Genomic DNA, 22019 nt, shown 5'->3' on the forward strand with positions numbered 1-22019 from the left:
TGAAGTGTGACCCACCCCCCTCCCAGCCAGCTCGAACTCGAATACCAGGCGATTTTGCAAAACGCCGGGGTTGGCATTTTGTTCACGCGCAACCGGCGCTTTGAACACTGCAACCCGCGTGCGGCCGAAATTTTTGGCTGGACGCCGGACGCGCTCGTTGGCCAGCCGGGTTCGGTGCTGTATTTCTCCGAGGCCGATTACACCGACATTGGCCGGCTTGCGTCCCCGCTATTGGCCGCAGGTCAACTGTTCGAACAAGAACGACTGATGCGCCGGCGCGACGGCAGCGCTGTTTTTTGCCAGTTGCGCGCCAAATCGATCAACCCGCACGACAGCGCCGACGGCACGATCTGGATTGTTGAAGACATCAGCGAGCGCAAACGCGCTGAGCAAGAGCTGCGCTTGTTGCTGCTGCATCAGCAAGCGATTTTGGACAACGCCAGCGTGGGCATCCTTTTTACCTGCAACGGCCTAATCCAGCATTGCAACCCGCGTTTCGAAGAATTATTGGGCTACGAACGGGGCCAACTGCTGGGTCAAAGCGCCCAAGTTTTTTTCAAATCGGCCGACGACTACCAGCGCTTCGGCGCAGCCATTGGTGACGACTTGGCCGCCGGCCAGCGCATCGAAATCGAGTGGCGCAATCGGCGCATCGATGACAGTCTGGTTTGGATGCGCATCATGGCGCGCGCATTGCCCCAAGCGGGCGATGAGAAGATCACCATCTGGATCACCGAAGACATCGAACAGCGCAAAGCCACCGAGGCTCAACTGGCGGCAGCGCACGCCGAGCTGCAGCAGCGAGCCGCTTACCTCACCTTCCATGACGCCCTGACCGGACTGCCCAACCGCCAGCTGCTGCAAGAGCGCTTCAGCCTCGCTATAGCGCATGCCGATCGAGAGTGTCAGCGCGTGGCTCTGCTGTACCTAGACCTGGACAACTTTAAGCACATCAACGACACCCTGGGCCACGCTTGCGGCGATGCGCTGTTGCAACAGGTTGCGCAGCAGCTGCAGCAGTGCCTGCGCCAAACCGACACCCTGAGCCGCCAGGGCGGCGACGAATTCATCGCCCTGCTCACCGACCTCAAAGACAACCAAGCAGCGGCTCCGGTGTTGGCCAAACTCATGGCCAACCTCGAACAACCCTTCGTGCTCGATGGCCACGAGCTCGCGCTCACCTGCTCCATCGGGGTCGCCCTCTACCCCGACGACGGGCGCGATTTCGACACCTTGCTGCGCAAGGCCGACATGGCGCTCTACCGCGCCAAAGACCTGGGCCGCAACAGCCACCACTACTTTAACGAGGACATGGGCCAGCAAGCCGGCGAGCACCTGCGCCTGCGCGCGGGCCTGCGGCGCGCGCTCGAGTACGGCGAGCTGCTTCTGCACTACCAGCCCCAATTCGATTTGCGCAGCGGCGCCCTGGTCGGGGCTGAGGCGCTGCTGCGCTGGCAGCACCCCGAACAGGGGCTGATTGCGCCCGCCCGCTTCATCCCGGTGGCCGAAGAAAGCGGGCTAATCGTGCCGATCGGCGCTTGGGTGCTTGAGGAAGTCTGCCGCCAAGGCCGCGCATGGCTCGACGCCGGACTCCCGCCGCTGCTGCTGGCCGTCAACCTGTCTGCTGTGCAGTTCAAGCGCGGCGACCTCGAAGCCACCGTGCAGCAGGCGCTGGCGCGCAGCGGCCTGCCGGCGCACCTGCTCGAGCTCGAACTCACCGAATCGCTGTTGCTGCACAACACCGACGCCATGCTGGCGCTGGTGCGGCGGCTCAAGCTAATGGGCGCTAAGCTGTCGATCGACGACTTTGGCACCGGCTACTCGAGCCTGTCGTACCTCAAGCGCTTCGAGGTGGACAAACTCAAGATCGACCAATCCTTCGTCCGCGACCTGCTCACCGACCCGGACGACGCCGCGATCGTGCGCGCCATCGTGCAAATGGCTGCCGGGCTCGGCTTGCGCACCCTCGCCGAGGGGGTGGAATCGGCGGCGGTGGCCGAACGCATTGCGCAGTTTGGCTGCGACGAAGCCCAGGGCTACCACTACGCGCGCCCCATGACAGCCCCCGCGTTCAAAGAATTCTTGCAGCGCTATGCCGCCACTGCGGGCTTAAAAGGCAATGGCTTTGCACGCCATCCCTTTTCGGTCACGGCTACCGACAGCCCCAAAAAACCCTTAGATCATGGCCATTGAACTCTACAACCACAACAATCACGTCTGCCTAATGTTTGCGCACCTGAGCGACGAAGGCGGCGAAGCGGTGCAGGCCAACCAGTTTCTAATCGTCGACGAGCAGCAAGGCGCCATCATCGACCCCGGCGGCAACGTGGCCTACAACGAGCTGCTGCTTAGCATCAACCGTTTTTTCCCGCCCAGCAAACTGACCGAAATCTTGGCCTCGCACGCCGACCCAGACATCATCGCGTCGCTGGACCGCTGGATGACCAGCACCCAAGCCACGCTGTACATTTCGCGTCTGTGGGAGCGGTTCGCGCCGCATTTCTGCAAGCCGGGCAAAACCGCCGGGCGCATCGTCGGCATCCCCGATCCGGGCATGCGCATTCCGCTGGGCCGCAGCGAGATCGTGGCGCTGCCGGCGCATTTCATGCACGCCGAGGGCAACTTCCAGTTCTGGGACCCCGTCAGCCGCATCCTGTTCTCGGGCGATCTGGGTGTGTCGTTGGGCACCTCGGCCGAAGCCGCCAAAACCATCACCTCGTTGGCGCCAAACCTCCACCGCATGGAGGGCTTTCACCGCCGCTACATGGTCTCGCAAAAAGTATTAAAGCTGTGGGCCAATATGGCACGCCAACTGCTGCCCATCCGCATGATCGTGCCGCAGCACGGCGCGCCGCTGGCTGGTCCGGCCGTGCAAGAGTTCATCGACTGGATCGAAACCCTAAGCTGCGGCATCGACCACCTGACCCAAGCGGACTACGCCATACCCAAGTGAGTGCGGCATCAAGCCTGTGTCTGCCAGTCCTTTGCGTATCGACCTTGGGCGTGTCAGGCTGTTAAAATCGGCCACGTTTCATCCCAAGCCCTAGCGCCCGCTGGCTGCCGGGGTTTTGCAGGCATCGCGGCATTTGCTGCCCGTAGCTCAGCTGGATAGAGCAACGGCCTTCTAAGCCGTAGGTCACAGGTTCGACCCCTGTCGGGCAGGCCAATATCTGCAAAAATACACCCCCATGACTGTAACCCTAAAGGATGCCGCTGGCATCGAAGGCATGCGCCGCGCTGGCCGGCTCGCCGCCGAAGTGCTCGACTACCTCGGCCCGCTGGTGCAGCCCGGCATCAGCACCAACGAGCTCGACCGGCTGGCGCACGACTACATCGTCGGCGTGCAGCAGGCCATCCCGGCGCCGCTCAACTACGCACCCGGCGGCTATGCGCCCTACCCAAAAAGCATCTGCACCTCGGTCAACCAGGTGATCTGCCACGGTATCCCCAACGACAAGCCGCTCAAGCGCGGCGACATCGTCAACATCGACGTCACCGTGATCAAAGACGGCTGGCACGGCGACACCAGCCGCATGTATGCGGTGGGCGGCGCAGCCCCGGCGGCGCTGCGCCTGTGCGCCATCACCTACGAGGCGATGTGGAAAGGCATCGAGCGCGTGCGCCCGGGGGCGCGGCTGGGCGACATCGGCTACGCGATCCAGCACCACGCCGAAGCCGCCGGCTACTCGGTGGTGCGCGAGTTTTGCGGCCACGGCATCGGGCAGCAGTTTCACGAAGAGCCGCAGGTGCTGCACTACGGCAAGCCCGGCACCGGGCTGGCGCTGCAAGCCGGCATGACCTTCACCATCGAGCCCATGATCAATCAGGGCCGGCGCGAGATCCGCGAAATGGGCGACGGCTGGACCATCGTCACCAAAGACCGCTCGCTCTCGGCGCAATGGGAGCACACGGTGCTGTGCACCGAGACCGGCTTCGAGATTCTCACCCTCTCGGCCGGCTCACCCCCGCCCCCGCCCCCGGCCAGCGCCCCAACGAGCCGGCCGGCCTGAGAGGCCGAGAGCCCTTCACCCCTGCTGGCGCGGGACACACACTCGGCAACCCCCTTGATCCACACCCCTGCCATGCCACCCGTTAGCACCCCGATCGCCACGGTCGCCACGGTCGCGCTGCGCCAGCGCTACCACGAGGGTCGGGCGGCGCTGTGGGCGCAGATCGGCGGTTGGCAAGGGCCGGCGCGCGGCATCCACGCGCCCCTGCGGCGGCTGGCGCGGCTGGCCGACGACACCTTGCGCCAGCTCTGGCGCCAAGCGGCGCTGCCGCCGGGCTGCACGCTGGTGGCCGTGGGCGGCTACGGACGGGGCGAGCTGTTTCCGCATTCCGACATCGACGTGCTGCTGCTGCTGCCCGAGGCGCTCGAGCTCGAGGCCCAACCGGCCGTCAAGGCGGCGCTGGAAGCCTTCATCGGCGCCTGCTGGGATGTGGGCTTGAGCATCGGCTCGAGCGTGCGCACGCAAGCGCAGTGCCTGCACGAAGCGGCGGCCGACGTCACGGTGCAGACCGCCTTGCTCGAGAGCCGCTGGCTGGCCGGGGCGCGCAAGCCCTTTGAGCTGCTGGTCTGCGCCTTGATCGACGCCCTCGATGCGCGCGCCTTCATGCAGGCCAAGCTGCTGGAGCAACGCCAGCGCCATCAAAAATACGAAAACACCCCCTACGCGCTCGAGCCCAACTGCAAAGAGTCCCCCGGCGGCCTGCGCGACCTGCACACCATCCTGTGGCTGGCCAAGGCGGCGGGCTTGGGCCATTCGTGGGACCAACTGGTGCAGCGCGGTCTGGCCACGGCGCTCGAGGGCCGCCAGCTCAAGGCCAACGAGGCGCTGCTGAGCCTGATCCGGGCCCGCCTGCACGTGCTGGCCGGACGCTGCGAAGACCGGCTGGTGTTCGACTTGCAATCGGCGCTGGCGCACAGCTTTGGCTACCGCGCCGAACTCGAGGCCGACGACGCCCCCAGCCCCAAGGCCCTGCACGCCCGGCGCGCACGCCGCGCCAGCGAGGCCCTGATGCGGCGCTACTACTGGGCGGCCAAAGCCGTGACGCAGCTCAACGAGGTGCTGCTGCTCAACATCCAAGAGCGCATCGACGCCGGCGAGCGCGGCACGGTGCAGCCCCCGACCCCGATCAACGAGCGCTTTCTGGACAAAGGCGGCATGCTCGAAGTGGTGCACGACGACCTGTACTGGCAGCAGCCCGAAGCGATACTGGAAACCTTCTTACTGCACCAGACCGCACCCGGCATCACCGGGCTGTCGGCGCGCACCCTGCGCGCGCTCTACAACGCGCGTGGGCTGATGAACGCCGCCTTCCGGCGCGACGTGCGCAACCGCGCCACCTTCATGCGCATCTTGCAGCAGCCCAGCGGCATCACGCACGCCTTCAGGCTCATGAACCAGACCTCGGTGCTGGGGCGCTACCTGTGGGCTTTTCGCCGCACCGTGGGGCAGATGCAGCACGATTTGTTCCACGTCTATACCGTCGATCAGCACATTCTGATGGTGCTGCGCAACGTGCGCCGCTTCTTCATCCCCGAGCATGCGCACGAATACCCTTTTTGTGCGCGCTTGGCCGCTGGCTGGGACAAACCCTGGCTGCTCTACGTGGCGGCGCTGTTTCACGACATCGGCAAGGGCCGCGGCGGCGACCACTCTGAGGTCGGCGCGCGCGAGGTCGCCAGCTTTGCGCGCCAGCATGGCCTCGAGCGCGCCGACGCCGAGCTGATCCGCTTCCTCGTGGCCGAACACCTGAGCATGAGCCAGGTGGCACAAAAAGAAGATTTGTCCGACCCGGACGTGATCGCCGCCTTTGCCCGCCGCGTGGGCAGCGAACGGCGCCTGTGCGCTCTGTACCTGCTCACCGTGGCCGACATCCGTGGCACCAGCCCCAAGGTCTGGAACGCTTGGAAAGCCAAGCTGCTCGAAGACCTGTACCACGCCACCTTGCGCGTGCTCGGTGGCGGCGCCCCCGACCCAGCGGCCGAAATCGAAGCCCGCAAACGCGAGGCGCTGGCCCGGCTGGCGCTGCACGCCTTGCCGCAGCAGGCGCACCAGCGGCTGTGGCAGCGGCTCGACGTGGGCTACTTCATGCGCCACTCGGCCGACGAAATCGCCTGGCACACGCGCCAGATCAGCAAGGCCCTGCACGAACGCGCCACGGCCCACGGCAGCGAGCGCAACGAGGTGGGCCAGAGCGAGGAGGTGGGGATGGGCCCGGCCCCCTTGGTGCGCGTGCGCCAATCGCCCGTGGGCGAGGGTTTGCAGGTGCTGGTACACACCGCCGACCACGCCGAATTGTTCGTGCGCGTGTGCGCGTATTTCGACCGCGGTGGCTTTAGCATCCAAGACGCCAAAATCCACACCACCCTCGACGGCTACGCGCTCGACACCTTTCAAGTCTTGCCCGCCAGCATGCCCGAGCAACACCGGGAATGGATTGCGCAAGTGGAAAACGACCTGCCGCTGGCGCTGCAACAAGGCTGCCCCTTGCCCGCGCCCGGCAAAGGGCGGCTGTCTCGCCGCGTGAAAAGCTTTCCGATCGTGCCGCGCGTGGGCCTGCAACCCGACGAAAAAGGCCAGCGCTGGCTGCTCACGGTGTCGGCCAGCGACCGCATCGGGCTGCTGTACGCCATCGCGCGCGTGCTGGCGCAGCACCAGATCGATGTGCAGTTGGCCAAGGTGAGCACGCTGGGTGAGCGCGTCGAAGACACCTTTTTGATTCGCGGTCCGCACCTGCACCTGGTGCGGGCGCAGGCGCAACTCAACCACGACCTGCTGGCCGCGCTTGAGGCGGAAGACTAGCCGGCGCAAACTGCCCGCATACCGCCAGAAACCCGCCCGAACCGGCCCACTGGCTCGCCAACTCGCTACCCCTGCGCCAGCAGCGCGCGCAACCCCGCTTCGTCGAGCACCGGCAGCCCGAGCGCCAGCGCCTTGTCCAATTTGCTGCCGGCTTCGGCACCCGCCACCACGTAGTGCGTTTTTTTGCTCACCGAGGTGCTCACCCGGCCGCCGGCGGCCTCGATCAGGGCCTGCGCCGCCTCGCGCGAGAGCGTGGGCAGCGTGCCGGTGAGCACCAGCGTTTTGCCGCTCAGCGGCAGCGCACCGGCTGGCGCCGGTTCAGGCCCTGCCTCTGTGGCAGGCGCAGTCTCGCTCCACTGCATTCCCAAAGCGCGCAGTTGCTCCAGCCACTTGATGTGCTGCGGCTGGCAAAAATAATCATGCACGCTTTGCGCCACCACTGGCCCCACATCGGGCACTTGCAGCAGCTGCTCCACACTGGCCTCTTGCAAGCGCTGCAAGCTGCCAAAGTGCTGCGCCAAGTCTTTGGCCGTGCGCTCGCCCACGTGGCGCATGCCCAGCGCGTAGAGCAAGCGCGCCAAGGTGGTGCGCTTGGAGGCCTCGATCGCCTGCACCAGATTGAGCGCCGATTTGTCGGCCATGCGCTCGAGCCCGGCCAGATCGCCCAAGCTCAGACCGTACAGATCGGGCAGGCTGCGCACCGTTTGCGACTGCAGCAGTTGCTCGATCAGCTTGTCGCCCAAGCCCTCGATATTCAAGGCGCGCCGGCCCACGGCGTGCAGCAGGGCCTGTTGGCGCTGCGCCGCACAAGCCAGACCCGCGCCGCAGCGCTGCTCGGGCGAGTCGGGCTCGCGCAGCACGGCGGCACCGCACACCGGGCAGGCCTGCGGCATCTGCCAGGCCGGGCCGCGCACCGGTGCATCCGGCGCATCCGGTGCGTCATCCATCAACACCGCCACCACCTCGGGGATCACATCGCCAGCGCGGCGCACGATCACGGTGTCGCCCACGCGCACGTCTTTGCGCTGCACCTCCTCGGCGTTGTGCAAGGTGGCGTTGGTCACCGTCACGCCGCCCACGAACACCGGCGCCAGACGCGCAACCGGTGTCAGCTTGCCGGTGCGCCCCACCTGCACCTCGATCGCCAGCACCTGCGTGCACTGCTCTTGCGCCGGGTACTTGTGCGCCAGCGCCCAGCGCGGCTCGCGCGTCAAGAAACCCAGCTGCTGCTGCAGCTCGATTGGGTCCACTTTATAGACCACGCCATCGATGTCAAAGGGCAGCTGGTCGCGCAGGGCCCCGATGCGCTGGTGGTACTGCACCAGCTCGTGCGCCCCACAGCAGCGCTGCACCAGCTCGCACACCGGCACGCCCCAGTCGCGCAGCGCCAGCAAACCCTCGTACTGGCTGGCAAAAGGGGGGGCTTCGCCCCAGCCGTAGGCAAAAAAGCTCAGGCGCCGCCCGGCCGCCACCGCCGGGTCGAGCTGGCGCACCGCACCGGCGGCGGCATTGCGCGGGTTGACAAAGGTTTTTTCGCCTTTGGCCCCGGCCGCGATGCGCTGGCGCTGGCGCTCGTTGAGCGCCTCGAAGTCGGCGCGGCGCATGAAAACCTCGCCGCGCACCTCGAGCAGCGCCGGTGCCGGGCGCACGCGTTCGTCGAGCCGCAACGGGATCTGAGCAATGGTGCGCACGCTGTGCGTCACGTCCTCGCCCGTGCTGCCGTCGCCGCGGGTGGCGGCCTGCACCAACAGCCCGGCCTCGTAGCGCAGGTTGATGGCCAAACCGTCGAACTTGGGCTCGGCCAGGTACTCCAGCGGCGCGTCGCTGGCCGTTAGGCCGAGCTCTTTGCGCAGGCGTGCATCAAAGGCCTCGGCTCCGCTGGGCTGGGTGTCGGTTTCGGTGCGGATGCTCAGCATCGGCACCCGGTGCAACACCGGCGCAAAACCCTCGCGCAGCGGCGCCCCCACGCGCTGGCTGGGCGAGTCGGGCCTCACCCACTCGGGGTGCTGCGCCTCGAGCGCGAGCAGCTCTTGCCACCAGGCGTCGTACTGGGCATCGGGTACTTCGGGCGCGTCGAGCACGTGGTACAGGTGGGCATGGTGGCGCAGCAGTTCCCGCAGGGTGTGCAGGCGCTGGCAGCGCGCATCGGCACCGGAGGCGGTTTCTGGGTCGGCTTCAGGAGCTGGGGCGTTCATGGGCAGCGATTGTCCCACCGCAGCGGTTCAGACCAAGCCTTGCCGTAGCTCAGCTGGCTTCTTGCAAAAGTCACAGAAGTTTCACACTTGCTCTGCATCATCGACGCTGTGCTGCGTGGTCGCTTTGGCGTGCGCGCAGCAGTTTTGGTTTTTTGTTCCATCCTTACGGAGTTCGCCCCATGCAAAGCAAACGTGCCTTCCTATCGCTCACCACTGCTGCCGCCTTGGCGGGTGTGGTGGGTTTTTCGACCGCTTGGGCCCAAACGCCCACCACCGTGCGGGTGGATGGTTCCAGCACCGTGTTCCCGATCTCGGAAGCCGTCGCCGAAGAGTTCCAGCGTGCCCAACGCGGCGCGGTGCGGGTCACGGTCGGCACCTCGGGCACCGGCGGCGGCTTCGCCCGCTTCTGCCGCGGCGAGATCGACATCACCGGCGCCTCGCGCCCAGCGCGCGCCGCCGAACTCGAAGCCTGCCGCGCCGCTGGCATCCGCTTCATCGAGCTGCCGGTGGCCTTCGACGCCCTCACGGTGGCGGTGCACCGCGACAACACTTGGGCGCGCCAGCTCACCGTGCAACAACTGCGCACCATCTGGGAGCCGGCCGCCACCGGTCGCATCACCAACTGGCGCCAAGTGGACCCGAGCTTTCCCGACCAAGCCCTGACGCTGTTTGGCCCTGGCACCGCATCGGGCACCTTCGACTACTTCACCGAAGCGATCATGGGCCGCAGCGGCCAGAGCCGCACCGATTTCATGGCCAGCGAAGACGACAACGTGATCGTCATGGGCGTGGCGCGGGATCGCGGCGCGCTGGGCTACTTTGGCATGGCGTACTACCTGGCCAACCAAGACCGGCTGCGTTCGGTGAGCGTGGTACCAGCAGCAGGTGGTGCCGCCGTGGCCCCGACCATGGATAACGTGATCGCCGGCACCTACCAGCCGCTGGCGCGCCCGTTGTTCTTCTACGTGTCTGAGCGCGCGCTGCAGCGCCCCGAGGTGCGCCAGTTCTCCGAGTTCTTCCTGAACAACGGCGCCCGCCTGTCGCGTGAAGTCGGCTTCGTGCCGCTGCCCGCCGAGGCCTACACCATCGCCGCCGGCCACCTGCGCGACAACCGCTTCGGTACCCGCTTTGCTGCCGGCACCCCCACCATTGGTGTGCGCATTCAAGAAGTGATGCAGCGCGAACCGCGCTGATCGTGCATCGATCTGTGTTTAAGCCTAGGTTTTTAGCTTGATGAGTACCACGCGCTCCCGCTTCCATCCGCAGCATTCGCGCCACGTCAAGGAGCGCGTGGTCCAATTTATATTGTTTCTATCGGCCCTGTCGGCCATTGCCATCACGGTGGCGGTGGTCACCATTCTGGTGGTCGAGTCGATGGGCTTTTTCCGCCACGTCTCGATCTGGGACTTTCTTACCGACACCCAGTGGACGCCGCTCTTTGCCGAGCCACGCTACGGCATCCTGCCGCTGGTCACCGCCACTTTGGTCGTCACCTCCATCGGTTTGCTGGTCGCTGTGCCGCTGGGCACCTTGGCCGCGCTTTATTTGGGCGAATTTGCCCCGCACAAGGTGCGTGAGGTCTGCAAACCGGCGCTCGAAATGCTCAGCGGCGTGCCCTCGGTGGTCTATGGCTACTTTGCGCTGCTGCTGGTCACGCCGGTGTTGGCGCTGATCATCCCCGGTTTGTCGGGCTTCAATATGCTCTCGGCCGGTTTGGTCATCGGCGTCAGCATCGTGCCCTTTGTCAGCTCCATGAGCGAAGACGCCATGCGCGCCGTGCCCATGGACATCCGCGAGGGCTCCTACGCCATGGGCGCCACGCGCCTGCAAACTGCATGGTATGTGGTGTTCCCGGCGGCGCTGTCGGGCATTGTGGCGGCCTATATTTTGGCCATGTCGGTGGCGCTGGGGCAGACCATGATCGTCGCCATCGCCGCCGGCCAGCAAGCCAATTTCACGCTGGACCCGACCCAACCCGCCGCCACCCTGACCGCCTACATCGCCCAAGTGTCGCTTGGCGACGTGGCGCACGGCACGATCGAATACCAAAGCATTTTCGCCGTCGGTCTGGTGCTGTTGCTGATGACGCTGGTGCTCAACATTCTGGGGCACTACCTGCGCCGCCGTTACCGCGAGGTCTATTGATCTGCCATGAGCATCGCCCCCCAAGAACTCCAAGCCGTGCGCAGCATGATCGCCGCGCACAAGCGCTGGGACCACATCTTCGCCCTGTCGGCGCTGTTGGCCATGCTGTTTTGCGTGCTGGTGCTGCTGGCGCTGATCGTCTCGATGGTCGCCGACGGCTACCACCGCATCACGCTCGACTTTTTCACCTCGTTTCCGTCGCGCCACCCCGACCGCTCTGGCATCTTGTCGGCTTGGGTCGGCAGCATTCTGGTGATCTCGGTCACGGTGCTGTCGGCGGTGCCCATCGGTGTCGCGGCCGGCATCTACCTCGAGGTCTATGCCAAACGCAACTGGCTCATGGACCTGATCGAGATCAACATCACCAATCTGGCCGGGGTGCCGCCCATCATCTACGGCCTGCTGGCGCTGGGGCTGTTCGTGCACATGTGGGGCTTGGGCCAAAGCATCCTCACAGCGGGTCTGACGCTGGCGCTGATGATCCTGCCGGTGGTGATCATGAACACGCGCGAAGCCATCCGCTCGATCCCGCAATCCATCCACGAAGCCGCCTACGCGCTCGGTGCCACCAAGGGGCAGGCCACGCTCCACCACCTGCTGCCCTACTCCAAAGGCGGCATCCTCACCGGCGTGATCATCGGTACCGCCACGGCAGTGGGCGAAACCGCGCCCCTGATCACCATCGGCGCGCTCACCTTCATCGCCTTCTTGCCGCCGGCACCGGTCACCGAGGTGTTCCCCTTCATCTCATTCGCTTGGATCATGGACCCCTTCACCGTGATGCCGATCCAGATGTTCAACTGGGTCTCGCGGCCACAGCCGGCGTTTCACGAGCTCGCCGCCGCTGCCGGCGTGGTGCTGATGCTGATCACGCTGGCCATGAACGCGCTCGCCATCTGGCTGCGCTACCGCTACCGCAAGCGCATCCGCTGGTGAGCCGCGTTTGGCGCGCCAAGCCCCAGTCCTTTACTTAAGCGCCTAGCCCGTTAGGCCGCTGCCCTGCCCCACCACGAAAGCCCTTAGCCTTGAAACCCACTGCACCGACCGAAGCCAAAGCCGTGGCCCAAAACCTCAGTTTTTATTACGGCAACGGAGCCCAGGCGCTCAAGTCGATCAACCTGACGCTGGCCATGAACGGCGTGACCGCGCTCATCGGCCCTTCGGGCTGCGGCAAAAGCACTTTTTTGCGCTGCTTCAACCGCATGCACGACCTGTACCCGGGCAACCGCTACGAGGGCCAGATCGTCATCAACCCCGACAGCATCAACATCCTCAGCCCCGAAATCGACCCGATCGAGGTGCGCATGCGCATCTCGATGGTGTTTCAAAAACCGAATCCGTTCCCCAAATCCATCTACGAAAACGTGGCCTACGGCCTGCGCGTGCGCGGGGTGCGCCAGCGCGCGCTGATCGACGACAAGGTCGAAGAAGCGCTGCGCGGCGCGGCGCTCTGGGACGAGGTAAAAGACCGGCTGCACGCCTTGGCCTTCAACCTCTCGGGCGGGCAACAGCAGCGCCTGTGCATTGCGCGCGCCCTCGCCACCGACCCCGAAATCCTGCTCTTCGACGAACCCACGTCAGCGCTGGACCCGATCGCCACCGACTCGATCGAAAACCTGATCGGCCAACTCAAAAACAAAGTCACGATCCTGATCGTGACCCACAACATGCACCAGGCGGCGCGGGTGTCGGATTACACCGCCTTCATGCACATGGGCGAACTGGTCGAGTTCGGCCCGACCGACATGATCTTTACCAATCCGAAGCAAAAGCGCACCGAAGACTACATCACCGGGCGCTACGGCTGATGGGTGTCGCAAAATTACCCCTAGGGCCTAGGGTATACACCGACAAAAAAGCGAGAACCTAGGCAACTTGTTTCCGGTCTGAGCCATTACACTGCTCCGCATAACTATACACAGCAGGGTATGTGGTTCGTCAGCCTCAACCGGAGACAATGTTCATGGAATCATCCCAAATCGGCCGGCGCCGCCTCTTGGCCGGGTTCGCCGCCGCCCCGCTGGCTGCTGCCTTGGCAGGTGCGAGCGCCAGCGCCCAAGCCCGGGTACGCACCCAGGCCCACATCGTGATTGCCGGCAGCGGTGCCGGCGGCATCGCCATTGCCAACCGGCTCGCGCGCGGGCTCGAGGGCGCGCGCATCACCATCATCGACGGCCGCGAGCAACACCTCTACCAGCCCGGCTGGACTTTGGTGGCCGGGGGCATCTGGCCCATGGAGCGCGCGGTCATGCATAACAACAGCCGCTACCACCCGCGCGGCATCGAATGGGTGAAGGACTACGTAGCCGAGTTCGACCCCACGGCCAACACCGTTGTCACCCGCGGCGGGCAGCGCATCCGCTACGATTTTCTGGTCGTGGCCACGGGCTTGCAGCTCAACTACAAGGCCATCGCCGGCATGGACGAAGCGGCGCTGGGGCAAAACGGCCTGACTTCGGTCTATGCCAGCCCGCAGTCCGCCGCAAGCACTTGGAAGCTGATGGACGCGTTTCGCCGTACAGGTGGGCGCGCCGTCATGACCGCTGCCCATACCCCCATGAAGTGCGCCGGTGCACCCATCAAAGTTACTTTTTTGCTCGATGACCGAATGCGCGAAGTGGGGACGCGCGAGCGCGCCGAGATCAGCTACCACAACGGTGGTGCGGCGCTTTTTGGTGTCGATATCTATCACCAAGACATCGGTCGCCGTTTTGAGCGCCTCGGCATTGCGCACCACCTGCAACAGCGCCTGACCGGCATCGACATCGGTGCCCGGCGCGCTACCTTTACCACCTTCAATGCCGGCCAGCCCACCGGCCAAGTCAACACGATCGATTACGACTTCATCCACGTGGTGCCGCCCATGAGCGCCCCGGACGCGGTGCGCAACAGCGACTTGGCGTGGAAAGAAGGCCCCTTTGCCGGCGGCGGCTGGCTGGAGGTGAACCGGGAGACCTTGCAACACCGGCGCTTCCCCAACGTATTCGGCATCGGTGACATCAACGGCACGCCGCGCGGCAAAACCGCCGCCACCGTCAAGGGTGGGGCGCCGATCGTGGCCGGCCACCTGATTCGGGCCATCCAGAACCAAGCCCCCGATCAGAAGTTCAACGGCTACACCTCCTGCCCGCTGATCACCCGCGTGGGTTCGGCGCTGTTGGTCGAGTTCGACCACGACGGCAACTTGGCGCCCACGCTGCCCCTGATCGATCCGCTGCAAGACAGCTTCCTTGCCTGGGTGATGAAGGTGCACCTGCTCAAACCCGCCTACATCGCGGTGCTCGACGGCCGCGTCTAAGCCCCATCAACCCAAAAGAAAGAACACTACCATGCTGTACAACCTCTGGCTTGGCCTGAACATCGCTTACGAAATCCTGCTCCCCATGCTGTGGCTGCTTGTCTTGTTGGCTGTGGTTTGGAGCGCCACACTGGTGCTGGCGCTGGTGCGCGCCCCCAAGGGCCAGTGGCGCAAAACCTTGCCCACCAGCGCCGCCATCGGCGCCATCGGCGCCATCGCCATGGTGCTGGCCTTCGTTTTGTTCCCCGGCGTGGTCGGCTCGAGCTTTGCCGATGTCAACCTAGATCCGGCAGTTGCGACCCCATGATTGGTCGCTGAGCCAGCACTGGCGCGGGTTTGCAGAGAATTGGCACACTCACCCGATGGGTGATGCAAGACGCAAGGCGCTGGCGGCGCGCCGAGGGGGTGGCCAGGAGCCTGGCGAGCCGCAAGTCGTGGACACGCTGGGCGGGCGCATGCACGTGCGCTGGGACGAGGGCGCGGCGGCCACGCCGCACGGGCAGCTGGTGTTCTTCGCGGAGTTCCTGGCTGCCACCGGCGTGTTCGAGCGCTGGGTTGAGGGCTGCCCGCTGGCCTACCGCAGTGGCAACGCGCCAGACAAGCGTGACGTCCTGGGCACGCTGCTGCTGGGGCTGCTGGCTGGGCACCGGCGCTACGCGCACATCACCGCGCTGCGCGGCGATGCGGTGGCCGCACAGGCGCTGGGGATGAACAAGGTCGTCAGCGAGGATGCGCTGCGCCGGGCGCTCGAGCGCATCGACGAAGCAGCCAGCACGGCGTGGCTGCGCCCGAGCCTGATGCATTCGGTGCGCGAGACGCTCGATCGCCCCTGGGTGCTGGACATCGACGCCAGCATCAAGCCGCTGTACGGGCGCCAGGAGGGCGCCGAGATCGGCTACAACCCGACCAAGCCGATGCGGCCCAGCCACGTGCTGCACACCTTCCTGGTGAGCAACCTGCTCCTGGTGCTGGACGTGCAGGTGAGTTCGGGCAAGCAGCACACCAGCGGGCATGCCAAGACGGCGCTGGGCCGGCTGCTCGACGAGTTGGGCGAGCGCCGCCCGGCGCCGGTGCGGGGCGACTCCGGTTACGGCAACGAGGGCATCCTGCTGACGCTGGAAGAGCGCGCGCAGCCCTACCTGCTGCGGCTGGGGCAGACCAGGAACGTGCAGCGCCTGGTCGCGCAGCAGTTCGCGCGCACCGACTGGAGTCGCGCCGACAGCCAGGGCTGCCAGATGGTCGAGGCCCAGCTGCGGCTGCACGGCTGGAGCAAGACGCGCCGCGTCGTCATCGTGCGCCAGCACGTCCGCGGCGGCATCGCGCGTGAGCGGCGCGTGGATGACAGGCAGCTGCGGCTGGACCTGGCGGGCCCGAGCGTGCATGAGGGCGAGCGGCTGTGGGAGTACGCGGTGTTCGTCACCGATCTGGAGTACCCGCTGGAGTCGATCGCGCAGCTCTACCGCGACCGCGCCGATGCCGAGAACGCCTTCGACGAGCTGAAGAACCAATGGGGGTTGGGGGGCTTCACCACCCAGGACATCAACCGCTGCCAGACCGTGGCCCGGGCCTGTGCGCTGGTCTACAACTGGTGGAGTTGGTACTGCAGGGCAGCGCACCCCAGCGGGCGCCTGGAGGCCATCACCAGCCGCCCGCTGCTGCTCGCCGCGGTGGGCAAGGCCGCCAGCCATGCCAACCAGACGACGCTGTACCTGACGCCGCTGCACGGCAAGACCGAGATGCTCAAGCGGCTGATCGCCAACATCGGCAAGGCCTTGCAACACGTCAAGGCTGCTGCGGAGCAGTTCAAGGACCTGGACCGCTGGGGCTGCCTGCTGCGCTACATCAGCGACCGCATCGCGCCCGTCATCCTGCCACCGCGACCACCGCCCGCGTTGGCGGCGAGCGGGTAACTGCCGGATCTAGGGTCAATCAATTCGCCGACTGGCTGTTCACCATCGGTACGGCGGTGGGGGTCGGTGTGGCGCTCTGGGTGCTCACCTGGCCAGTGCTGACTTGGTTGAAAAAGTCGGCTTAAAACTGCGCTGGGCAAGGGCACGGCCGACAGGCGCTGAAGTTGGGCGACAACGGTGCTAGCCTAGAGTTCAGCGCCATTGAACGCCATTGCATGGCGTTAGCGCCGATCGGCCAGCGCGTGGGCAATGGTGCCCAAGTCCACGTACTCGAGCTCGCTGCCCAGCGGCACGCCGCGCGCCAGCCGGGTCACTTTGATGTCGCGCCCCTTGAGCGCTTGGGAGATCAGGTGCGCGGTGGCTTCGCCTTCGGCGGTGAAACTGGTGGCCAGCACCAGTTCGCGCACCGCATCCCCTTGGGCGCCTTGCAGGCGCTCGAGCAGGCGCAACACACCGTTTTCTTGCGGCCCCAGCGCCGCCAGCGGGCCGAGTTTGCCCATGAGCACAAAGTAGCGCCCTTTGTACACGCCGGTGCGCTCCAGCGCCGCCTGGTCGGCGGGGGTTTCGACCACGCACAGCAGGGTGTCGTCGCGCGCTGGGTCGGTGCAGGTGGGGCACAGGTCGGCGTCGGTGAAGGTGTAACAGCGCGTGCAATGGCGCAGCTCGGCCACCCCGCGCGTGAGCGCCCGCGCCAGCTCCAGCGCGCCATCGCGGTCGTGTTGCAGCAGGTGAAAAGCCATGCGCGAGGCTGTCTTGGCCCCCACCCCGGGCAGGCCTTGCAGCGCGCGCAACAGCGACTCGAGCGCTTTGGCCATGGGTGTGCCGATCGCGCTTGGCCGACTCAGAAAGGCAGCTTGATGCCGCCGGGCAAGCTGGGCATGCCGGCGCTGAGTTTGCCCAGTTTTTCCTGTGAATTTTCCTCAACCCGGCGCACAGCGGCGTTGAAGGCAGCAGCGACCAAGTCTTCGAGCATGTCTTTGTCCTCGGCCAGCAGGCTGGGGTCGATGCTGACGCGCTTGACGGCGTGCTTGCCGTTCATCACCACCTTGACCAGACCAGCCCCGGATTCGCCCGTGACCTCGAGCGTGGCCAGCTCGTCTTGGGCCTTTTTCATGTTTTCCTGCATGGCTTGCGCCTGCTTCATCAGGCCGGCCAGTTGTCCTTTGTTGAACATGGGTTTCCTTTGTTTGGAGGGGGGATTTGGAAGGGTTTTGAGGGGATTGTCGCAAACCGCTCGTGGCTCAGAGCGCTTGCAAGCTGCCGGGCACGATTTTGCCGCCAAAGTCGCGCAGCATGGACTGCACGAAGGGGTCTTGCAGCAAGCTGTCGTGCGCGGCTTGCAAACGCGCCTGCGCAGCCGCAGCCGCACGCTGGGCGGGGGTGTCGTGCGCGGGGGCGATTTCCAGCTCCAGCCTCACCGCATGCCCAGCCTGCGCCAGCGCCGACTGCAGCCGCTCGCGCGCGCTGCCATTGGCCAGCGCCGCCTGCGCCACGCGCAGCGTCCAGCAGCCGGGTTCGCGCCGCACCAACTCGGCCTGCAAGGCCAGCTCGCGCGTAAGCGCCGTCACCGCTTCACGCTGCACCAAGTCGCTGACCACACTCTGCCAGAAATCGGGCAAAGGGGCTGTGTCGGCGGGGGTTGGGGAGACAGAAGCGCCCGTCGGCTCGGGAGAGGCTGGGCTGGGCACCGGCAGGGGTTGCGCGGCAGGCTGCAACGTTTCAGGCTCCGCAACTGCAGGGTCGGCAACAAGGCTGAGAGCGGGGCTGGCAGTTGGGATAACAGTTGTGCTGGGGGCAGATGCAGGCAAAGGTGTCGCAGCCGCCCGCCCCTGCCCCGCCGCATCAAACGGCTCAGCGCTTTTCAGGCTTTTTTTTTCCACCCCTTCGGGCCTGAAGGCCAGCAGCCGCAGCAGCACCATGTTCAGCGCCGCGTATTCGTCCGGGGCCAGCCCGAGTTCGGCGCGCCCGTGCAGGCACAGGCTATAGAGCAGTTGCGTCTGGTCGGGGGGCAGCAAAGCCGCCAGGCGGGCGCAGTCGGCGTCTTCGGGGTCGTGGGGCTGCAACTGCGCCGGCACCGCCTGCAGCACCGCCATGCGCTGCAGCAGGCCCACCATCTCTTCGAGCGCCGACGCGGCGGCGTAGCCTTGCAGACGCAAGGCCTGCACCGTCTGCACCACGCTGGCGCCGTCTCCGGCTGCCAAGGCTTCAACCAAGCGCAGCGCATGGCCGCGCTCCACCGCGCCCAGCATCTGGCGCACCGCCGCCTCTTGCAGCTGCCCAGCGCCAAAGGCGATGGCTTGGTCGGTCAGGCTCAGGGCATCGCGCATCGAGCCGCGCGCGCCGCGTGCCAGCAAGCGCAGCGCACCGGCCTCAAACGGCACCTGCTCGGCCTGCAGCACCTGCTCGAGGTGCTGCTGCACCGTTTGCGGGGGCATGGGGCGCAGGTTGAACTGCAGACAACGGCTGAGCACCGTCACCGGCACCTTTTGCGGGTCGGTGGTGGCGAGCACGAACTTGAGGTAGGCCGGCGGCTCTTCCAGCGTTTTGAGCATGGCGTTGAAGGCGTGCCCGGTGAGCATGTGCACTTCGTCGATCATGAACACCTTGAAGCGCCCCTGCACCGGCTTATAGACCGCCTGCTCCAGCAGCGCCTGCACCTCATCGACACCGCGATTGGAGGCGGCGTCGAGCTCGGTGTAATCGACGAAGCGCCCGGCGTCGATCTCGCGGCAGGCCGGGCACTGGCCACAGGGTTCGGCCGTGATACCCCCGGCGCCATCGGGCCCGGTGCAGTTGAGCGATTTGGCCAGGATGCGCGACACCGTGGTCTTGCCTACCCCGCGCGTGCCAGTAAACAGGTAGGCGTGGTGCAGGCGCTGGCTGCGCAAGGCGTTGCCCAGTGCTTGCACCACGTGCTCTTGGCCCACCATCTGGGCAAAGTTCTGCGGCCGGTACTTGCGGGCCAAAACGAGGTACGACATGCGCCCATTCTATTCTCTGGCTTACAATCAGACCCGACGGGCCTTCCCGCATGGTGAAGCGGCCAACCGGGTCAGGTGGGGAACCAAGCAGCCCTAACTGTGAATCCAGTGCCGGGGTCGAGGCTCGTCACCCCCCAATTTCCTTCTTTTCCCGATCCAGACGCACAATTAACTGCAGCGATGCAACGACGAGGCAAACCCACATGGCCAACCCCCTGATCAAGCAAGTCACCGACGCCAGCTTCGACGCCGACGTGATCAAGTCCTCCCTGCCGGTATTGGTCGATTTTTGGGCCGAGTGGTGTGGCCCCTGCCGCACCGTCGCCCCCATCCTAGACGAGCTGGCCACCCACTACAACGGCAAGCTGCAGATCACCAAAATGAACGTCGATGAGAGCCGCCAAGTGCCGGCGCAGTTCGGCATTCGCGGCATCCCCACGCTGATGGTCTTCAAAGACGGCAAGGTCGCAGCCACCAAGGTGGGTGCCCTCAACAAAGCGCAACTCAGCGCCTTCATCGACTCCAACTTGGCCTGATTGGGCGCTCGCACCGCCCCCCACACAGTTCGGGCGCTGCGCGCGCAGCGTGCGGGTTGGGTTCCGTTGGCGGCTGGCGAGTTGCTTGTTTTTGTTCGCCCACTGGTTGCAAAAGGCATAGCTGCCCAGCCAGCATTCCCCCTTGTGCCCTATCGTATCTCCTTGTGCCCCCTTGTGTGTATTGGGCACCCGCGCCAAGGGGATTTTCCTGTCATAATCCGGCTGGCTTCCCGAGCATGGCGCCCCTACAGGCCCGCTCCGAACTGCCCGCCCCCTAAACTGCCCTAGGCTGCCGCTTCCCGGCTGGCCCTGTCTTGCAGAACAGTCCCTGATTCTCCCGTATCCCCCTTTTTTTCCCCGACTCCTCGCAGGAGCGCACCCCATGCATCTCAACGAACTCAAGGCCTTGCACGTCTCGGAAGTGCTCAAGCAGGCCGATGCGCTGGAAATCGAAAACACCGGCCGCATGCGCAAACAGGAGCTGATGTTTGCGATCATCAAAAAGCGCGCCAAAACCGGCGAGCAGGTGTTTGCCGACGGCGTGCTCGAGGTGCTGCCCGACGGCTTTGGTTTCCTGCGCAACATGGACACCAGCTTCACCGCCTCCACCGACGACATCTACATCTCGCCCAGCCAGATCCGGCGCTTCAACCTGCACACCGGCGACATGATCGAAGGCGAGGTGCGCACGCCCAAAGACGGCGAGCGCTACTTCGCCCTCAACAAGCTCGACAAAATCAACGGCCTGTCGCCCGAGCACAACAAGCACAAGGTGATGTTCGAGAACCTCACGCCGCTGTTTCCGCAGCAGCAGATGCGGCTCGAGCGCGAGATCAAGACCGAAGAAAACATCACCGGCCGCGTGATCGACCTGATCGCGCCCATCGGCAAGGGCCAGCGCGGCCTGATCGTGGCCCCGCCCAAGAGCGGCAAAACGGTGATGATGCAGACCATCGCCCACGCCTTGGCGGCCAACTACCCCGAAGTCACGCTGATGGTGCTGCTGGTCGATGAGCGCCCCGAAGAAGTCACCGAGATGCAGCGCACCGTCAAGGGCGAAGTGATCTCGTCCACCTTCGACGAGCCGGCCACGCGCCACGTGCACGTGGCCGAAATGGTGATCGAGCGCGCCAAGCGCTTGGTCGAGCTCAAAAAAGACGTGGTGATTTTGCTCGACTCGATCACCCGCTTGGCGCGCGCCTACAACAACGTGCTGCCGAGCTCGGGCAAGGTGCTCTCGGGCGGCGTCGATGCCAACGCCTTGCAGCGCCCGAAGCGTTTTTTTGGTGCCGCGCGCAACGTCGAAGAAGGCGGCTCGCTGACCATCATCGCCACCGCCCTGATCGACACCGGCAGCCGCATGGACGAGGTGATCTTCGAGGAATTCAAGGGCACCGGCAACTCCGAGCTGCACCTGGACCGGCGCCTGTACGAGAAACGCGTCTTTCCCGCCGTGCAGCTCAACCGCAGCGGCACGCGGCGCGAAGAGCTGCTGCTGGCACCCGAAATTTTGCAAAAAACCCGCATCCTGCGCCAGTTCATGTACAACATGGACGAGATCGAGTCCATGGAAATGGTGCTCAAAAACATGAAGCAGACCAAGAACAACCACGAGTTCTTCGACCTCATGCGCCGCGGCGGCTGAGGTTCGGGCGGTTGATCAGGTCTGTGCTCAACACCATGTTTGTGCCCAACACCACAGCCAGCGGTTATAATTCGAGTTTTGCGGAAAGTGCTGCCGGATGGGCCGGTAGTGGCTGCTGCGTTGTCCTTTGCGCCCCATTTGATAGGTAAAGCCATGAAATCCGGCATCCACCCCAACTACCGCGAAGTCTGCTTCGTCGATTTGTCGAACAACCAGCAGTTCGTGATCCGCTCCTGCGTCAACGCCCGCGAGACCATCAAGCTCGACGACGGGCGCGAGCTACCGCTCTACAAGCTCGACACCTCGAGCGAATCGCACCCTTTTTACACCGGCACGCAAAAGAGCGTGGACAACATGGGCGGTCGCGTGGAAAAATTCCGCAACCGCTTCGCCCGCACGGCCAAGTAAACTGGTCGGCCGCCTGCGTGCCACCGATGAGCAGCCGCAAGGCTGCTTTTTTCTTGGCTTCGGCAACCGCCACCTAAGCCAGTTTTAGCCAC

18 protein-coding genes, 1 tRNA gene and 1 other RNA gene are annotated in these 22019 nt (G+C 65.3%); 16 read left to right on the top strand and 4 right to left on the bottom strand.

Features of this window, described 5'->3' with window-relative positions; genetic code table 11:
* Positions 1-6 precede the first annotated feature (6 nt).
* The 5 genes from ACVMK0_RS05610 (at position 7) to ACVMK0_RS05630 (ending at position 6809) form a co-directional block, all read left to right on the top strand.
* Positions 7-2193: a putative bifunctional diguanylate cyclase/phosphodiesterase gene (locus ACVMK0_RS05610; protein ID WP_476464587.1), complete on the top strand. Its 2187-nt coding sequence runs from the start codon at positions 7-9 to the stop codon at positions 2191-2193.
* Positions 2183-2953, top strand: a complete 771-nt coding sequence (locus tag ACVMK0_RS05615) for an oxygen-binding di-iron domain-containing protein (protein ID WP_045535681.1) — start codon at positions 2183-2185, stop codon at positions 2951-2953. Before ACVMK0_RS05610 ends, ACVMK0_RS05615 begins: the two co-directional genes overlap by 11 nt.
* Positions 2954-3089: 136 nt before the next feature.
* Positions 3090-3166, top strand: a tRNA-Arg gene (locus ACVMK0_RS05620).
* Positions 3167-3188: 22 nt separating this feature from the next.
* Positions 3189-4010 carry a type I methionyl aminopeptidase gene (map, locus tag ACVMK0_RS05625; protein WP_250960825.1) on the top strand — a complete coding sequence of 274 codons (822 nt, stop codon included), beginning with the start codon at positions 3189-3191 and terminating at the stop codon, positions 4008-4010.
* Between the two features lie 72 nt (positions 4011-4082).
* On the top strand, positions 4083-6809 hold the full coding sequence (locus tag ACVMK0_RS05630) for a [protein-PII] uridylyltransferase (protein WP_476464588.1): 2727 nt from the start codon (positions 4083-4085) through the stop codon (positions 6807-6809).
* A gap of 65 nt (positions 6810-6874) precedes the next feature.
* Here the strand turns inward: ACVMK0_RS05630 and ligA are convergent, their stop codons facing one another.
* A complete protein-coding gene (gene ligA / locus ACVMK0_RS05635) occupies positions 6875-9022 on the bottom strand; it encodes an NAD-dependent DNA ligase LigA (protein WP_476464589.1) in 2148 nt (715 codons plus the stop codon).
* Positions 9023-9183: 161 nt separating this feature from the next.
* On the opposite strand from ligA, the gene ACVMK0_RS05640 reads away from it, so the two are divergent.
* The 7 genes from ACVMK0_RS05640 (at position 9184) to ACVMK0_RS05670 (ending at position 16357) form a co-directional block, all read left to right on the top strand.
* Positions 9184-10197 carry a PstS family phosphate ABC transporter substrate-binding protein gene (locus ACVMK0_RS05640; RefSeq protein WP_476464590.1) on the top strand — a complete coding sequence of 338 codons (1014 nt, stop codon included), beginning with the start codon at positions 9184-9186 and terminating at the stop codon, positions 10195-10197.
* Positions 10198-10237: 40 nt separating this feature from the next.
* Positions 10238-11149 (top strand): phosphate ABC transporter permease subunit PstC, encoded by a 912-nt coding sequence (gene pstC, locus ACVMK0_RS05645; protein WP_476464591.1) that lies wholly within the window; start codon positions 10238-10240, stop codon positions 11147-11149.
* 6 nt (positions 11150-11155) lie between these two features.
* Positions 11156-12085, top strand: a complete 930-nt coding sequence (pstA, locus tag ACVMK0_RS05650) for a phosphate ABC transporter permease PstA (protein ID WP_045535688.1) — start codon at positions 11156-11158, stop codon at positions 12083-12085.
* 89 nt (positions 12086-12174) lie between these two features.
* Positions 12175-12957, top strand: coding sequence for a phosphate ABC transporter ATP-binding protein PstB (pstB, locus tag ACVMK0_RS05655; RefSeq protein ID WP_476464592.1), 783 nt, complete (start codon positions 12175-12177; stop codon positions 12955-12957).
* Positions 12958-13112: 155 nt separating this feature from the next.
* Entirely contained in the window at positions 13113-14447 is a 1335-nt protein-coding gene (locus tag ACVMK0_RS05660) for an NAD(P)/FAD-dependent oxidoreductase (protein WP_476464593.1), read from the top strand.
* Positions 14448-14478: 31 nt separating this feature from the next.
* Positions 14479-14754: a DUF5368 family protein gene (locus tag ACVMK0_RS05665; RefSeq protein WP_476464594.1), complete on the top strand. Its 276-nt coding sequence runs from the start codon at positions 14479-14481 to the stop codon at positions 14752-14754.
* Positions 14755-14809: 55 nt separating this feature from the next.
* The gene (locus ACVMK0_RS05670; protein ID WP_476464595.1) at positions 14810-16357 is read left to right on the top strand and encodes a transposase; all 1548 of its coding nucleotides are present in this window, start codon (positions 14810-14812) and stop codon (positions 16355-16357) included.
* Between the two features lie 221 nt (positions 16358-16578).
* On the opposite strand, the gene recR is transcribed toward ACVMK0_RS05670, so the two are convergent.
* From recR to dnaX, 3 genes are all read right to left on the bottom strand, one after another.
* Positions 16579-17172 carry a recombination mediator RecR gene (recR, locus tag ACVMK0_RS05675; protein ID WP_045535693.1) on the bottom strand — a complete coding sequence of 198 codons (594 nt, stop codon included), beginning with the start codon at positions 17170-17172 and terminating at the stop codon, positions 16579-16581.
* A 26-nt stretch (positions 17173-17198) separates the two neighbouring features.
* Positions 17199-17531 (bottom strand): YbaB/EbfC family nucleoid-associated protein, encoded by a 333-nt coding sequence (locus ACVMK0_RS05680; RefSeq protein WP_045535694.1) that lies wholly within the window; start codon positions 17529-17531, stop codon positions 17199-17201.
* A 67-nt stretch (positions 17532-17598) separates the two neighbouring features.
* The gene (dnaX, locus tag ACVMK0_RS05685; RefSeq protein ID WP_476464596.1) at positions 17599-19338 is read right to left on the bottom strand and encodes a DNA polymerase III subunit gamma/tau; all 1740 of its coding nucleotides are present in this window, start codon (positions 19336-19338) and stop codon (positions 17599-17601) included.
* Positions 19339-19373: 35 nt separating this feature from the next.
* Between dnaX and ffs the strand changes: the two genes are divergently transcribed.
* The 4 genes from ffs (at position 19374) to ACVMK0_RS05705 (ending at position 21927) form a co-directional block, all read left to right on the top strand.
* Positions 19374-19470, top strand: an RNA gene (ffs, locus tag ACVMK0_RS05690) — signal recognition particle sRNA small type.
* A 71-nt stretch (positions 19471-19541) separates the two neighbouring features.
* Positions 19542-19874 (top strand): thioredoxin TrxA, encoded by a 333-nt coding sequence (gene trxA / locus ACVMK0_RS05695; protein ID WP_045535697.1) that lies wholly within the window; start codon positions 19542-19544, stop codon positions 19872-19874.
* 382 nt (positions 19875-20256) lie between these two features.
* The gene (rho, locus tag ACVMK0_RS05700; RefSeq protein ID WP_045535698.1) at positions 20257-21519 is read left to right on the top strand and encodes a transcription termination factor Rho; all 1263 of its coding nucleotides are present in this window, start codon (positions 20257-20259) and stop codon (positions 21517-21519) included.
* A 153-nt stretch (positions 21520-21672) separates the two neighbouring features.
* Positions 21673-21927, top strand: a complete 255-nt coding sequence (locus ACVMK0_RS05705) for a type B 50S ribosomal protein L31 (protein WP_045535699.1) — start codon at positions 21673-21675, stop codon at positions 21925-21927.
* Positions 21928-22019 lie beyond the last annotated feature (92 nt).

The sequence above is a fragment of the Serpentinimonas sp. SSL01 genome (genome assembly GCF_056323735.1).